The 14,728-nt window shown below is 69.2% G+C and carries 15 protein-coding genes; 8 read left to right on the top strand and 7 right to left on the bottom strand.

The genetic code is table 11. The features are described 5' to 3' along the window. Positions 1–236: 236 nt before the first annotated feature. The 3 genes from AB0B58_RS08745 to AB0B58_RS08735 are packed head-to-tail and all read left to right on the top strand — an operon-like array spanning position 237 to position 5,276. Positions 237–1,772 carry a leucyl aminopeptidase gene (locus AB0B58_RS08745; protein WP_360219770.1) on the top strand — a complete coding sequence of 512 codons (1,536 nt, stop codon included), beginning with the start codon at positions 237–239 and terminating at the stop codon, positions 1,770–1,772. Next, complete coding sequence (locus AB0B58_RS08740) at positions 1,769–3,436, top strand: AbgT family transporter (protein ID WP_360219767.1); 1,668 nt, start codon at positions 1,769–1,771, stop codon at positions 3,434–3,436. Before AB0B58_RS08745 ends, AB0B58_RS08740 begins: the two co-directional genes overlap by 4 nt. Positions 3,437–3,470: 34 nt before the next feature. After that, positions 3,471–5,276: an SLC13 family permease gene (locus tag AB0B58_RS08735; RefSeq protein ID WP_360219764.1), complete on the top strand. Its 1,806-nt coding sequence runs from the start codon at positions 3,471–3,473 to the stop codon at positions 5,274–5,276. A 16-nt stretch (positions 5,277–5,292) separates the two neighbouring features. Here the strand turns inward: AB0B58_RS08735 and glsA are convergent, their stop codons facing one another. From glsA to AB0B58_RS08720, 3 genes are all read right to left on the bottom strand, one after another. Next, positions 5,293–6,291 (bottom strand): glutaminase A, encoded by a 999-nt coding sequence (gene glsA, locus AB0B58_RS08730; protein WP_360219761.1) that lies wholly within the window; start codon positions 6,289–6,291, stop codon positions 5,293–5,295. A gap of 11 nt (positions 6,292–6,302) precedes the next feature. Next, positions 6,303–6,806: a hypothetical protein gene (locus AB0B58_RS08725; RefSeq protein WP_360219758.1), complete on the bottom strand. Its 504-nt coding sequence runs from the start codon at positions 6,804–6,806 to the stop codon at positions 6,303–6,305. A 141-nt stretch (positions 6,807–6,947) separates the two neighbouring features. Further along, the gene (locus AB0B58_RS08720; RefSeq protein WP_360219755.1) at positions 6,948–7,844 is read right to left on the bottom strand and encodes a Gfo/Idh/MocA family oxidoreductase; all 897 of its coding nucleotides are present in this window, start codon (positions 7,842–7,844) and stop codon (positions 6,948–6,950) included. A gap of 78 nt (positions 7,845–7,922) precedes the next feature. On the opposite strand from AB0B58_RS08720, the gene AB0B58_RS08715 reads away from it, so the two are divergent. Continuing rightward, positions 7,923–8,288, top strand: coding sequence for a hypothetical protein (locus AB0B58_RS08715; RefSeq protein WP_360219752.1), 366 nt, complete (start codon positions 7,923–7,925; stop codon positions 8,286–8,288). Continuing rightward, the gene (locus AB0B58_RS08710; RefSeq protein WP_360219749.1) at positions 8,281–8,709 is read left to right on the top strand and encodes a hypothetical protein; all 429 of its coding nucleotides are present in this window, start codon (positions 8,281–8,283) and stop codon (positions 8,707–8,709) included. The genes AB0B58_RS08715 and AB0B58_RS08710 overlap by 8 nt, the downstream gene beginning before the upstream one ends. A 12-nt stretch (positions 8,710–8,721) precedes the next feature. On the opposite strand, the gene AB0B58_RS08705 is transcribed toward AB0B58_RS08710, so the two are convergent. The 4 genes from AB0B58_RS08705 to AB0B58_RS08690 form a co-directional block, all read right to left on the bottom strand. Next, positions 8,722–10,188: a glutathionylspermidine synthase family protein gene (locus tag AB0B58_RS08705; protein ID WP_360219746.1), complete on the bottom strand. Its 1,467-nt coding sequence runs from the start codon at positions 10,186–10,188 to the stop codon at positions 8,722–8,724. Between the two features lie 3 nt (positions 10,189–10,191). Beyond that, complete coding sequence (locus AB0B58_RS08700) at positions 10,192–10,584, bottom strand: hypothetical protein (RefSeq protein ID WP_360219743.1); 393 nt, start codon at positions 10,582–10,584, stop codon at positions 10,192–10,194. A gap of 84 nt (positions 10,585–10,668) precedes the next feature. Beyond that, the gene (gene fabG / locus AB0B58_RS08695; protein ID WP_360219740.1) at positions 10,669–11,427 is read right to left on the bottom strand and encodes a 3-oxoacyl-ACP reductase FabG; all 759 of its coding nucleotides are present in this window, start codon (positions 11,425–11,427) and stop codon (positions 10,669–10,671) included. A 132-nt stretch (positions 11,428–11,559) separates the two neighbouring features. Beyond that, on the bottom strand, positions 11,560–13,206 hold the full coding sequence (locus AB0B58_RS08690) for an alpha-amylase family protein (protein ID WP_360219737.1): 1,647 nt from the start codon (positions 13,204–13,206) through the stop codon (positions 11,560–11,562). Here AB0B58_RS08690 and AB0B58_RS08685 point away from each other — a divergent pair. The 3 genes from AB0B58_RS08685 (at position 13,205) to AB0B58_RS08675 (ending at position 14,610) form a co-directional block, all read left to right on the top strand. Continuing rightward, positions 13,205–13,483, top strand: coding sequence for a hypothetical protein (locus AB0B58_RS08685; protein WP_360219734.1), 279 nt, complete (start codon positions 13,205–13,207; stop codon positions 13,481–13,483). The genes AB0B58_RS08690 and AB0B58_RS08685 overlap by 2 nt on opposite strands. Before the next feature lie 254 nt (positions 13,484–13,737). Beyond that, complete coding sequence (locus AB0B58_RS08680; protein WP_360219731.1) at positions 13,738–14,040, top strand: hypothetical protein; 303 nt, start codon at positions 13,738–13,740, stop codon at positions 14,038–14,040. After that, complete coding sequence (locus AB0B58_RS08675; protein WP_360219728.1) at positions 14,041–14,610, top strand: hypothetical protein; 570 nt, start codon at positions 14,041–14,043, stop codon at positions 14,608–14,610. Positions 14,611–14,728 lie beyond the last annotated feature (118 nt).

The following is a 14,728-nucleotide window of genomic DNA, read 5'->3' as shown; positions in this document are numbered from 1 at the left end:
GGCGCCGGGAGCTACTCGGATTGGTCCCAGCCGATTGCGAACCCGAGGGTCTACTAGTTTTCGGAATCACCTCTCCGGAAGACCACAAAACGGAAGACTCCTGGCTTGGGCCCTATCACCGGGGCCGCCGGAGCAGCATGACCTGATGCCGTGACCTGTGCACCAGTTGGTCAGAGGCGGGCGCGGTCGGCCTGTCCGGCCGGTGGGTTCTGGTCGATCGGCGCGGGGTTCGGGTTATGACTTTGTTGGCGGAATCGTTCGACCCGGCGCCGTCGTGGCGCGCCCAGACGAGCATCGCCGTGGTGGACTCCACCGACCTGCCGGCGGACATCGAGCTGCTGGCCGTGCCCGTGTCCAGTACCGGCGACGTACCCGCCGAGGTGGGCATGGCCTGGGATCGGCTGCGGGGTGCCGGATTCACCGGCCGGGTCGGCCAGTCGCTGCTCGTGTCGGTGCCGTCCGGTCCGCCGCTGGTCGTGTACGGCGTGGGTGACCCGGCGGCGCTGGACGCGGCGGGAGTGCGCGACGCCGCGGCGGCCTTCGCACGCGCGGCGGGGAAGCAGTCCCGGCTGGCCATGGTGCTGCCGGGCGGCGATCGCGCCGGGGAGGACCACGCGCAGGCCGCGGTGGAGGGCGCCCTGCTGGCGCGGTACGCCTACCGCGGACTGCGGAAGGCACCGGAAGAGGTCGCGGTCACCGAGCTGACGCTGGTGGCCGACCCGCGGTCGAGGACCGCGGTCGAGTCCGGCGCGCAGCGCGGTGCGGCCTACGTCCGGGCGGCGTCGCTCGCGCGGGACCTGGCGAACGGTCCGCCCAGCCTGCTGACCGCGGCGCGGATCGCCGAGTACGCGCAGGCCCTGGCGCCGGAGTGCGGCCTGTCGGCGGAGGTGTTCGAACGCGACGCGCTGGTGGAGCTCGGCTGCGGCGGCCTGCTGGGCGTGAACGCCGGCAGCGTGGACCCGCCCCGAATGATCAAGCTCAAATACGAGCCGGCGGGCGACGGGCCGGACGTGCCCCGGCTGACGCTGGTGGGCAAGGGCATCATGTACGACTCCGGCGGCATCGCCCTGAAGCCCGCGGACGCGGTGCACGCGACGATGAAGAACGACATGTCGGGTGCCGGGGCGATCCTGGCCGCGATGTCCGTACTGCGCGACGTGGCCTGCCCGGTGGCGGTGACGGCCTATCTGATGTGCACCGACAACATGCCGTCCGGATCGGCTACGAAGCTCGGTGACGTGCTGTCCATCCGGGGCGGCATGACCGTCGAGGTGGTCAACACCGACGCCGAGGGCCGTCTCGTGATGGCGGATGCGCTCGTGCTCGCCACCGAGGAGCCGGTGGACGCGATCGTGGACATCGCGACCCTGACCGGTGCGTGCATGCGGGCGCTGGGCACCCGGATCGCGGGCGTGTTCGGCAACGACCAGGTGCTGGTCGACCAGGTGAAGGCGGCGGCGGACCGGGTGGACGAGCCGGTCTGGCAGCTACCGATGGCGCGCCGCTACCGCAGCGAGATGGACTCGCACGTCGCCGACATCAAGAACATGGGCGGCGCGAACGGCGCGGCGATCCACGCCGCCCTGTTCCTGGAGGAGTTCGTCGCCGGCCGGCCGTGGGCACACATCGACATCGCCGGCACCGCCCAGAACGAGTCGTCAACCGGGTGGCAGTCGGCGGGCTGCTCGGGCTTCGGGGCGCGGCTGCTGGTGGAGTTCGCAGTTAACTTCAGCCGGCCGCAACCGGGTAAGCAGGGGGATGAGCGGGGATGACGGCGGAAGCGACCGGGAAACGGACGTTCAGCCAGCGGATGCTGGACGGCATCGAGAAGGTCGGCAACAAGGTCCCGCACCCAGTGATGATCTTCCTCGGGCTGATCGGGGTGATCATCATCCTGTCGGCGGTGTTCGCCGCGATGGGGGTCAGCGTCACCTACGAGGTTGCCGAGCCGGCGCCGGTGGTCGGCGTTGAGACCTATCCGGGTGGCACCCAGGAACCGTCGGTCAGCATCGAGCCGAGCGAGTACTACCACCCCGAGATCGAGACGCACACCGAGACCACCGAGATCAAGAGTCTGCTGACCGCCGACGGGATCCGGTTCATCTTCACCTCCGCCGTCACCAACTTCACCAACTTCGGCGTGGTCGGTGTCATCCTGGTCGCGATGATCGGCGTCGGGCTGGCCGAGCAGGCCGGACTGATAGGCGCCCTCATCCGCAAGCTGGTCGCGGTCGCACCGAAGTGGTCGCTGACGTTCATCATCGTCCTGGTCGGCATCCTGTCGTCGATCGCCTCGGACGCCGGCTACCTGGTCCTCATCCCACTGGGTGCGGTCGCGTTCATGAGCGTCGGCCGACATCCGCTCGCCGGCCTCGCCGCGGCGTTCGCGGCCGTCGGCGGCACGTTCATGGTCAACGTGCTGATCACCCCGACCGACGGCATCATCACCGAGATCACCAATGAGGCCATCGCGCTCGCCGATCCGGCGAAGACGATCAGCCTCACCTCCAACGTCTACTTCGCCATCGGGTCGTCCCTGTTCCTCGCCGTGCTGATCACCTTCGTCACGGAGAAGGTCATCGAGCCGCGCCTGGGCACCTTCACCGGCGCCGTCGAGCGCGGGGCCACCGAGATTCCCGACGCAGATCCCCCGGAGGCCGAGGTCACCCCGGCGGCGCAGGCCCGCGGGCTGCGGCTGGCGCTCTACGGCTTCCTCGGGGTGCTCGCGGTGCTGGTGCTGCTGTCCGCGCCCAGCTGGGGCATCCTGCGCAATCCCGAGACCGGCAGCCTCATCGAGGACTCGCCGCTGATGGACAGCCTGATCTTCATCATCATGCTGATCTTCCTCGTCGCGGGCCTGTGCTACGGCGCCGGCGCCGGCACGCTGAAGGGCAGCGCCGCCGCGATGGCGGCCATCACCAAGACGTTCGCCGGCCTCGGCGGCCTGATCTTCATGCTCCTCGTGATCGCCCAGTTCATCGCGTACTTCAACTACACCAACATGGCCACCATCGCCGCCGTGAAGATGGCCGACGGCCTCGAGTCGGCGAACATCGGCCCGCTGTGGCTGCTCATCGGCTTCATCCTCGTCACGCTCGTCCTCGACGTGATCATCCCCGGCGTGATCCCGAAGTGGGCGATCTTCGCGCCCATCTTCGTGCCGCTGTTCCTGCGTCTCGGCGTCGCGCCGCAGACCGTCCTCGCCGCCTACCGGATCGGCGACTCACCGGTCAACGTCATCACCCCGCTGATGGTCTACCTGCCCTTCATCGTGCTGCTCGCGCAGAAGTACAAGAAGGGCGCGGGGGTGGGCACCGTCGTGTCGCTGATGATCCCCTACACGCTGATCATCGCCGTCGCCTGGACCGTCTTCTTCGTCGTCTGGTACCTGGTGGGCATCCCGCTCGGCCCCGGCGCACCCGTCGAGCTCCCGTAACCGGGCACGTGCGACCACGGCGCGGTGACGGCGGATGAGTGACGCGGTGATCTGCCTGCTCGTCCTGGCGGCCACCCTCGTCATGTTCGTGTGGAACAGGTTGCCGGTCGAGCTGGTGGCGCTCGGATCGGCGGTCGCCCTCTACTTCACCGGGCTGCTGACCGCGGGGCAGGTGTTCGCGGGGTTCGGCGACCCCGTCATCGGCTTCATCGCCGGGCTGTTCGTCGTCAGCGCGGGGCTCAACGCATGCGGCATCACGGCGTGGGCCGGGCAGCAGCTCATCGCCCGGGCCGGCACCGAGCGGCGCCGGCTGCTCGTGGCGATCATGGTCCTCGCGGCCCTGATGACCGCGCTCATCGGCGTCAGCGGCACCACCGCGGCGCTGCTGCCGATGGTGGTCCTGCTCGCGGTGCGGCTCGGCCGGTCGCCGTCGGGCCTGGCGATGCCGCTCGCCTTCGCCGGCCACGCCGGATCCCTGCTGGTGCTCACGGGCACACCCATCAACATCCTCGTCTCGGAAGCGGCCGCCGACTCCGGGTCGAGGCCGTTCGGATACTTCGAGTTCGCGGTGGTCGGCATCCCGCTGACGGCCGGTGTGGTCCTGATCGCGGTGCTGTCCGGGCGGCGGCTGCTGCCCGAGCGCACGCCCCGGTCGCTGCCCGCCGACCTGAGTGGACACGCGCGCGTTCTCGTCGGCCAGTACGGCCTGGGCACCCAGGCCGTCGGCCTGCGGGTGCCGGCGGGTTCGCCGGCGGTCGGCGTACCGGTCACGGAGCTTCGCCGGCAGGACGCCGACGGGCCGCTCGTGATCGGCGCCGCCGGCCACGGGGCACCGCGTGGCGATGCGCCCCTGCGGGAGGACGACGTCATCGCCGTGCACGGCGCCACCGCCGCGATCGACCGGTTCGCCGAACTGCACGGGCTCGAACGGGTGCCGCAGGGTGTCACGCCGCAGCTGGAGCAGATCGTGCTCAACCGCTACGTCGGCGCCGCCGAACTGGTCCTGGGTCCCCGGTCCGCGCTCGTCGGCGACACCGTCTATCCGGGCATGACCACCGACAGCGGCGAGCTGGTCATCCTGGCCATCCAGCGTCAGGGGCACGAGCTCGGGCCGCGGCGCGAGGTCCTCGCCGCCGGGGACATGCTGCTGGTGCAGGGCACCTGGGCGGCCATGGAGCGTCACCTCGACCCGTCCGAGGGCGTGCTGATCGTGGACTCCCCCGCAACCGTGCGGCGCCAGGCGGTGCCGTTCGGCCCCGAGGCCGTCCCGGCGGTCGTCATCGTCGTGGCGATGGTGGTCCTGCTCTCCACCGGCCTGGTCCCTCCGGCGATCGCCGCCGTCCTCGCCGCCGGGGCGATGGTGCTGACCAAGGTGCTGACGATGGATCAGGCCTACGAGGGCATCTCCTGGACGCCGCTCGTCGTCGTCGCCGCCATGTACCCGATGTCGACGGCGATGGCACAGTCCGGCGCGGCGGACGAACTCGCCGCGATGGTCGTGACGGTGTTCGGCGGCTACGGCCTGTTCCTGCTGCTGGGGCTGTTCCTGCTAACCGCGGTGCTGGGCCAGGTGATCAGCAACACGGCGACCGCGCTCATCGTCATCCCGATCGCGGTGTCCGCCGCGGCCGAGGTCGGCGTCTCGGTTTTGCCCGTGATGATGTGCGTCGCCGTCGCCGCCTCCGGTGCCTTCCTGACACCGATCGCCACCGCGGCGAATCTGATGGTCAAGCAACCCGGCGGGTACCGGTTCGGCGACTACTGCCGGTTCGGGCTACCCATGATCACCTGGTTCCTGGTGATCGCCGTCGGGCTCGTCCCGCTCGTCTGGCCGCTCTGAGCGGCGTGCCCAACGGCTACCGGGAACCCTCGGCGGCCTGCGAGGCGAAGAGGTCCAGGCCCAGCCTCCGCGACAGGAACGCCGCCGCCAGCTGGCCCTTCACGCTGTTGCCCGCCTCGTCCAGCAGCGGGGCGAAGGTACCCAGGCCGCCCTTGCCCGGCGACACGGTCACGATGCCGCCGCCGATGCCGCTCTTACCCGGCAGCCCCACGTCGTAGAGCCAGTCGCCGGACGTCTCGTACAGGCCCGCCGTGGTCATCACCGCCAGGGCGCAACGGCAGCTCTCGGCGCTGATCACCTGCACGCCGGTGATCGGGTTCAGGCCGCCGTCGGCGAGGGTCGAGCCCATCACCGCGAGGTCGCGGGCGCTGACCAGCAGCGAACTCTGCCGGGTGTACAGGTCGAGGGCCTCGGCCGCGTCACAGCCGAGGCCGCCGAAGCCGTCGAGCAGGTGGGCCATCGCCCGGTTGCGCTGGTTGGTCTGCGACGCCGACGCGTACATCTCCGCGTCGAGGGAGAGCGGCCGCCCGGCGAACCGCGACAGCCCGTCGGCGAGAAAGCCCCACCGGGCTTCCGGCGTTCCGCCCGGAGCCAGGCTCGTGGTGGCGATCGCACCCGGATTGACCATCGGGTTGGTACGCCCGGCCGGGCCGCGCTCGACGGCCGCGAGGGAGTTGAACGCCAGGCCGGTCGCGTTTACGCCGATCGCCCGGCGCGCCTCGTCCGCACCGATGGCGTCGCAGACCAGTGCGAAGACGAAGGGCTTTGCGATGCTCATGACCGTGAAGAGCACGTCGGCGTCGCCGGCCGCGTAGACGTCGCCGGCGGTTCCCGTCGCCGCGACCCCGAACAGGCCGGGCGGCACCCGGGTCAACGCCGGATAGACCGTCGAGAGGGAACCCCGGTCGTCGGACGCGTACCGCTGATGTGCCTGCCGGACCAGGTCCGTCACGACCTCCGAGGGCGGAAGCCTGCCGGTGGAGACGAACGGCGGTTCCCCACGATCAACGAACATCTACCGGAGGCCTACCCGCTGTCCCGCTTGGCCTGACGCCGCGCACCCACGGCCTTGGTACCGGCGTGGCGCTTGCGCATGGCCGGAGCCGACGCCGGAGCCCGCTGCGGCCGCTGCGGTTTCGCCGGCGCGGACGCCGGCCGGCGGACCGCCTTCGGCGGGGCGGCGTTGCGCTGGGCGCGTGCCGCCTCCAGCCGTTCGGCCTTCAGCTCCGCCGCGGCCTGCCGCGCCGCGGCGGCGAGGTGCCGGCTCACCCGGGCCAGCGCGTCCTCGAACACCTCCGCCTTCTGCGCGTTGCGGGTGTTCTTCGGACGAGCCTTGCCCCGGCCGCCCTGCTCGGCCACCTTCATGCTGGCCTCGCGCCGATACGACTTCGTGTATTTGTTGCGGGCCCGCCGGACCCGCGTGTGCAGCTCGACGAGTCCGTCCTCGTCCAGCTCCGCCAATTGAGCGGTCTCAGTCTCGCGGACCAGCAGGAACTCCGCCTCGGTCAACGAATTCAGCAAAGCATTCATGGCCCGCCCCGATCATTCCCACATAGCGGTGAAGGACGTCATCAAGAGCAACCCTAACCACGAAAGCGGCGTTATGTGAGCAGGACCCGCATTTCGCCGAGCTGTCGGAATGCCCTCTGCGGACATTGCCAGGCTCCGCCCCTAGCCGAGCTTGACCGTACGGCCGGTCTTGATCGACTCCGCCGCGGCGGCCAGGATCTTCACGACCTCGGTGCCGAACGCCAGGTCCAGCGGCGACGCCGGTCCGCCGCCCGCCGCGCCGATCAGCGCGTCCACGGCCCGGGTGAAGGCCTCCACCGGCAGCCACGGCACCGGCGGCACGTCCGCCACGCCGGACTCGCCGAAGAACGCCGCGTCCTCACGCTCCAGGGCCGCCGGCGCGTCGACCGACAGGGTCAGCGTGCTGACCGCGCCGCTCGCGTGGCCCAGCAGCACGTGGGTCATGTCGCGGGCACCGGCCAGCGCGGTCACCTCGGCGACCGGGCCGAGCACCGGAAGGATCAGCGCGACCGCGTGCGGGCCGACGTCCCAGAGGCCGCCGCTCTCCTTGCGCCACACCGACGCCCCGAACGGGTTGCCCGGCTGGAAGATCGAGCCGAGGTGGTCGATGCGCGCCTCGAGCCAGCCCTCGGTGGCCTGCGCCCGCTCGATGAAGTGCTGGATCTCCGGCATGAAGCGGCGGGTGAAGAACACCACGCCGGCCACCTCGTGCTCGGCGGCGGCCGCGACGATCTCCGCCGCGGCCTCGGGGGTGAACGCCACCGGCTTGTCGAGGAGCAGGTGCTTGCCCGCGCGGGCCGCCCGCAGGGCGATGTCCGCCTGCACGTCGGGCGGCAGCGCCACCGCGACGGCGTCGACGTCGGCGATCAGGTCGTCGATCTCCGCGTACGGCTTGGCGTCGTGCTCCTGCGCCAGGGCCGCCGCCTTCGCCGGGTCGCGACCCCACACGCCGACCAGTTCGACGTCCGGGTGGGCCGCCAGCGCCGGAGCGTGCGCCTGGTGTGCCCAGGGTCCCGTACCGAAAAGTCCGAACCGCATCCTCGTGCCGCCTTCCATTCAAGATCACACCCGGCCGAAAGCTAACACGCCGGATGGGCTCAGTACGCTGTGCCGGTGATGAACGGCCCACTATCGACCGCGACGATCGTCGTGGCCCTGCTGCTGGGTATCTGGTATCTGGTCCGCTGCACGCTCGACCGCGCGCCCAGCAACACGGATCTTTGGGCCATGCTAGGCCTGAGCGCGCTGGTCGCGGTGCTCGTCGTGGTGGCGGTCGTCGGTCTCTTCGTCGGCGAGCGGCCGAGCGACTGGACGACGTTCGTCGGCTACCTGATCACCACCGTCGCGTTCGCCCCGGTCGGGTTCTATCTGGCCCGGCTGGAGCCGACCCGATGGGGCTCCCTGATCCTCGGCGTCGCCTGCCTGGTGCTGCCGGTCCTGGTGCTGCGGCTACAGCAGATCGCGGAGGCGACCGGTGCCTGAGCCGTCGACCGCACCGGCCCGGCCGCGGGACGCCGCCATCGGCACCGGCGCCGGCCGGGTGCTGCTGTTCGTCTACGGCGTCTTCGCCGTCTCCGCCAGCGCCCGCGCGGGCGTGCAGATCGCCACCAAGTTCTCCGAGGCGCCGCTCGCCTTCCTGCTGTCGGCGTTCGCCGCGCTGGTCTACATCGCGGCAACGATCGGGCTCGCCGTCGGCGGCACCCGGGGGCGGCGCATCGCGCTGATCAGCTGCTCGATCGAGCTGGTCGGCGTGCTGGTGGTCGGCACGCTCAGCATCTTCGACGAGGCCGCCTTCCCGGACGCCACCGTCTGGTCGCAGTTCGGCAGCGGCTACGGCTTCGTCCCGCTGGTCCTGCCGCTCGTCGGCCTCTGGTGGTTGTGGCACAACCGCCCGCGCGCCTGACCCCGCCGATCCTCAGGAATCGCTCGCGCCGACGGTGTGCGGCAGGAAGTTGCAGCGGTCCTTGGTCACCAGGCCGTCGGCGCCGAGGCCCTCGCGGATGCCCATGCCGGCCGGCTCGCCGTCGATCAGCCACGCGCCGATCACCGGGTGGACCGTGCCCTCCAGTCCCTCGAACGACGGAAGCTCCAGCAACTCCTGCACGACGTAGCGGCCGTCGGTGCCGTACTCCGACGGATTGTCCGAGATGGTGACCCCGTCCTTGACCAGGGTGACCGAGCCACCCTCGCGACCCCAGACGGGCTTTTTCGCGTACGAGGTGAGCGTGGCGGCCGAGGACGACTCCGCGAAGTAGGCCGGCAGCAGGTACTTGCCGCGTTCCGGGTCATCGCCGAAGAGCTTCCACAGTACCGGCAGCAGCGCCTTGTTGCCGATCAGCGCCGCCTTGTACGGCGGTTCCATCCAGACCGTGCCGCGCTTGGCGGGGTCGGCCATGTTGCGGAAGAAGGCCTTGCCGCCCTCCTCGTTCCAGAACCATTCCCACGGGTACAGCATGAAGATGACGTCGATCGGCTGGGCCTTGTGCTCCTGGCCGGGCGCGGGCACGAAGAGCACCCGGTCGCCGGCAACGTCCCAGCCGATCTGGCTCATGGCGATCAGCTCGACCGGATAGCCGGCCTCCTCGGCGGTCGCCATCAGGTAGGCGACGTTCATCCGGTCCTCGCCGGTCGTCTCGCTCGTCTCGTACGCAAAGAAGATCTTGGGTTTCTCCGGCAGCCACGGGCGCGCCTCGCGCAGCTTGCCGATGTTGCGCCGCCAGGCGCCGGGGTTGGCCGGCTCGCCGTCCGCGGCCTCCCAGCCGACCAGCCGGTCGTGTATGGAGTTCCACTGCCGCCACGGGTGCTTGGTCAGATTGGTCTGGTCGACCCAGTGCCACTGGATGACCGCGGCCTCGACCAGCGACGTCGGCGTCTGCGCGTTGTACTCGAGCAGGCGCGGCGTCGTGCCCGCGCCGTTGTACCAGAGGTCGAAGCGTCCGTAGACGGTCGGCGAGAAGTCCGGCGTCTGCATCGGCAGGCGGCCGTCCGGGTCCTTGTCCTGGTGCGTCCAGGTCTCGGCGTCACCGTCGAACCACGTGCGGATGATCTGCTCGTGTGCGTACTCCGGGATGCCGATCTTCGTCAGGAAGCAGGTCTCCGGGCCGCAGATCGAGGCGAAGTAGCCGTCGCGACGGCCCTGCGCGGTGTGCCGCGGGCACTGCCGCACCATCCAGTCACCGGCCTCGATGCACATGCCGTCGAGGACCGCCGTCGCCGTCTCCAGCTCCTCGATCTCGGCCTCGGTGAAGTCGTAGTACGGCCCCTCCTGCCAGTACGACATCATGGTGCCGTCCGGCAGCTCGGTGTCGTTGTAGGTCAGGCCGAGGCTGTAGTTGGTCAGCCGCCAGCCGTCGCGGACCGGCCCGTAGGGAATCCGGCGCAAGGTTCAGCCACCGGACTTGCTGCTGGAGCCGCTGCCGCCCTTGCCGACCACGCTGGTCTTGACCGTGCCGTTGCTGACCCGGCCGGTCGACGGCAGCCCGTACTTCGCCCGCGCGACCTTGTCGTTGTAGGCGAACTTGGCGCCGCCGGCCGGGAGCTTGGAACCGATCGGATAGCCGGGCCGGTAGCCCGCCGAGTGCCAGAGGAAGAAGGCGCCACCGCCGCCGCCGAAGTCGTCGTCATCCTCGTCGCAGTAGTCCTCGTCGACGATGACGCCGTTCTCGTCGGCGCAGTAGAAGCCCTCGTCCTGGTAGTCGTCCCCGCTGTCACAGGCAGCCGCGCCGCCCGCGGCCAACAACAGAAACGTGCTGCTCAGAGCCACGCTCCGCGAGCTCATCCGTCGATTCACAGTCCGCTTCTCCGCCCTTTCACCGTCCGGGGTCGCATCATCATGTGTAGCGCCCCGGATCAAGCCGGAGCGCTAGTCGCGGGGGCCACCCGCCACGTAGATGACCTGCCCGGAGACGAACCCCGCTCCGTCACTGACGAGGAAGGATACGGTGTTCGCGACGTCTTCGGGACGGCCCGCCCGGCCGACTGGAATCTGACCGATCGCCGCCTTCTGGAAGTCGGCGAAGTCGACACCCACCCGCGCGGCGGTCGCGGCGGTCATATCGGTGACGATGAACCCCGGCGCGACCGCGTTCGCGGTGACGCCGAAGCGGCCCAGCTCGATGGCGAGCGTCTTGGTGAAGCCCTGCAGGCCGGCCTTCGCGGCGGCGTAGTTGGCCTGGCCCCGGTTGCCGAGCGCGGAGGTGCTGGACAGGCTCACGATGCGGCCCCAGCCGGCCTCGACCATGTGCTTCTGCACGGCCCGGCTGAACAGGAAGGCGCCGCGCAGGTGAACCGCCATGACGGTCTCCCAGTCGTCGTCGCTCATCTTGAACAGCAGGTTGTCCCGCAGCACGCCGGCGTTGTTGACCAGCACCGTCGGTGCGCCCAGCTCGGCCGCGACCCGTTCGACGGCGGCGGCGACCTGTACGGCGTCGGAGACGTCGGCGCCGACGGCGAGCGCGGTGCCGCCGGCGTCGTGGATCGCGGTCACCGTGTTGGCGCAGGCGCCCTCGTCGAGGTCGACGACGGCGACGGCCATCCCATCGGCGGCGAGCTTGCGCGCGGTCGCCTCGCCGATGCCGCGAGCGGCCCCGGTCACGATCGCTACCCGATTCGGCTGGGTCATCCTCGGCCTCCCGCTGCGGTCGAAAGCAAGTCCGGCCGACTCTAACCCAGTAGTTACCCGCGGGTTACATGGCGGGTTCTTCTCACAAGTGGTTGCACCGGAGCCATTCTCGCACTAGTAGTGCAAATTCACTCAGGCGCGGCGGCGGAGCCTGATCCAGCGGTAGCCGTAGCCCGCGATCGCCAGCTTGTCGAGCTTGCCGGGCTCCTCGTACTCCCGGTCGGCGAGCACGTCGTTGGGGAACTCGGCCTCCGGGCGCAGGCTGCCGAGGTCGACGACCCCGTCGGTGTCCGAGAGGTTGTGCAGGAACAACATGGTGCCGGTCACATCGTCGGCGCGATGCACCAGCACGCCCGCCGGTGCGGGCACGTCGACGTGCGTGCAGCTGCCGCTGCCGACCTCGGGCGCCTCCCGCAGGGTACGGATCATCCGCTCGAACCAGGACAGCAGCGACGCCGGATCGTGCCGCTGCGTTGTCGCGTTGACCCGCTCGTAGCCATACTCGCCGCCGGAGATCACCGGGCGGACCAGGTCGCCGGGCTTCGCGCTGGAGAAGCCGCCGTTGGGCAGCAGGGACCACTGCATCGGCGTACGGATGGCGTTGCGCCCGTCCTGCGACAGGTCCTCGCCCATGCCGATCTCCTCGCCGTACCGCAGCACCGGGGTGCCACGCAGGCTGAACTGCAGCGCGTAGGCCAGCTCGATGCGCCGGCGGTCGCCGCCGAGCATCGGGGCCAGCCGGCGGCGGATGCCGCGGCCGTACAGCCGCATGTTCTCGTCCGGGCCGAACTGCTCGAACACCTCGTTGCGCTGCTCGGCGGTGAGCCGCGACAGGTCGACCTCGTCGTGGTTGCGCAGGAACGTCGCCCACTGCCCGCCGGCCGGCAGCTTCGGGGTGTCGTGCAGCGCGTCGATGATCCCTTCGGGGTTGCCGCGGGCGAGCGCGAGCATGAGCCGGCCGTTGAGCATGAAGTCGAAGAGCATGTGAATCCGGTTGGCCGTGCCGCCCGCGTCGCCGAAGTACTCCTTGAGCTGGTCCGGCTCGACGTTCGCCTCGGCCAGCAGGACCGCGTCGCCCCGGCGCCACTGCACGTGCTGGCGCAGCTCGCTGATGAACTCCATGTCCTTGGGCGAGTCCGGTCTGCCCGCCTCGGTCTCCTCGACGATGAACGGCACGGCGTCCATCCGGAAGCCGGAGACGCCGAGCTGCAGCCAGAACGAGCAGATTTTCCGGATCTCCGCGCGGACCTCCGGGTTCTTGATGTTGAGGTCCGGCTGGAAGTCGTAGAAGCGGTGGTAGAACCACTTCTTCGCGGTGCGGTCGTAGCTCCAGGTCTCGGCCTGCTCGCCGGGGAAGACCATGCCCTGGCGCCGGTCCGGCGGCGCGCTGTCGGACCAGACGTACCAGTCCCGGTACGGCGAGTCCGGCGACGACCGCGCCGACCGGAACCAGGGATGCTGGTCGGAGGTGTGGTTGACGACCAGGTCGATGATCACCCGGATGCCCAGGTCCCGGGCCTGGTGCAGCAGTTCGGCGAAGTCGCCGAGGGTACCGAAGCGCGGATCGACGTTGTAGAAGTCCTCGACGTCGTAGCCGTCGTCGCGGTTCGGCGTCGGGTGGATCGGGTTCAGCCAGATGCAGGTCACCCCGAGCCGGGCCAGGTAGTCGAGGCGCCCGATCAGCCCCTTGATGTCGCCGACGCCGTCGCCGTCGGAGTCGGCGTACGTGTCGATGTCGAGGCAGTAGATGACAGCCTTCTCATACCACCGGTCGCTCATGCTGGGCTATGTCACCCCTGCGACGGCGGCTAAAACATCGCGACTCCGGTACGAACGGCCGATCATGGCGATCGGCAGCCGGGCCGCACGGCATGGGAATACTCAGAATGAAGCATCACCCAGCCGGCAGACATCAAATGGTGCAGGCATTTCGTTGGGCGAGAAGAAGCACCAGATCGCCTCGGACGACGCCAAAGCAGAACAGCTGACGGTCGAATCGTTGAGGGCGGCTTCACCGCCTCAGCAAAGGACACCACGTGTCAATCATCACGCTTGACTGATACCAGCGCTCCCGCAATTACCTTTCATTCCCCCGCGTCGCGGCCTACCTGCCGCCCGCGCAAGATCATGACACAACATCGATCGACGCGCAAGCATGCATGCATTACCGACACTATCGGCTTGCACCAATCAAACGTCTCGCGTACCATCCCATCCTTGCATAGCGCACGGGGTTCTATGCATAGGGAGGTTCCCTTGTCTCGAAAGCCACGCCAAATCATGATCGCCTGCCTTACCGGCGGCGCGACTTTGGCTGCACTTCTGATCGCCCCTCAGGCCGCCAATGCGGCGTCGAAGGACTACACCAAGTCCCGCAGGTGCGGGTCCTACGAGTTCCACAGCTCCAAGACCTACGCGTATAGCAAGAAGAACGACGGCGGGACCTGCGCGGGACACGCCTGGGTCCGGGCGAAGGACAACCTCGGGCGCATCTCCGACTGGCGGCACCACGCCAACTTCACCTCGGTGCCCAGCCCCGGAGGCAGCGCCTACTACGTCACCACCTGGCACAAGAGCCAGGAGAACGAGGACGCTTGGGTCTGGAATCCCTGATTGGTGACACGGACTCGGCTATCGATACCGGTACTGCTTGCCGTACTCAGCCTGACCGCCTGCGGGAATCAGTCGACCGACGATTCCGGCGACGAGAAATTCGTCGCCGCCGGAACGTCACAGCAGCAGAGCATCATTGCTGCAGGACCGGTCGGCAAGGTCGAATACGAAGCAGCAGTGGAACGCGTGCGGTCCTGCCTTCGCGACCGGGGGATCACCCTGACGAACGAAGGATGGGATCCCGTCAGGCAACTGGGGATGCAACTGTACTACTCCAGCCCCGGGATGGCCGACGACGAATTGATCCGCCTGTCGGATCAGTGTCGGAAGGCTCACCTCGACGCCATCGAGGACTCCTATCAGCTCCACCGGAAGCCGGAGATGGACCCGAAACTGCACCGCGCACTCATCACGTGCCTGGGGCAGCGAGGAATCTCCATGACGAATGCTTCAACGGACGCGTCGAAATTCGCTGAAGCCATTCCCGGCACAAAGACGGAGGAACTGGCATCCTGCGTGAACGAGGTGTCCGCAAGGCTGTATCCCAGCATGCAGCAGGTCTCCTTTTAGCCTTCCCATACCGGTAAGTCAGATCGAGCGATGAGGCGTGGTGCAGAATGAGGCACCACGCCTCATCGTGTCATCCACCACCCGGGTGAGGACGCTGTGCGGCACTTACCGATGGACG

The sequence above is a fragment of the Actinoplanes sp. NPDC049118 genome, from assembly GCF_040648555.1.
Taxonomy (GTDB): domain Bacteria; phylum Actinomycetota; class Actinomycetes; order Mycobacteriales; family Micromonosporaceae; genus Actinoplanes.
Note: the sequence above shows the minus strand (reverse complement) of the source record. Positions and strands in the feature narration are given on the sequence as shown.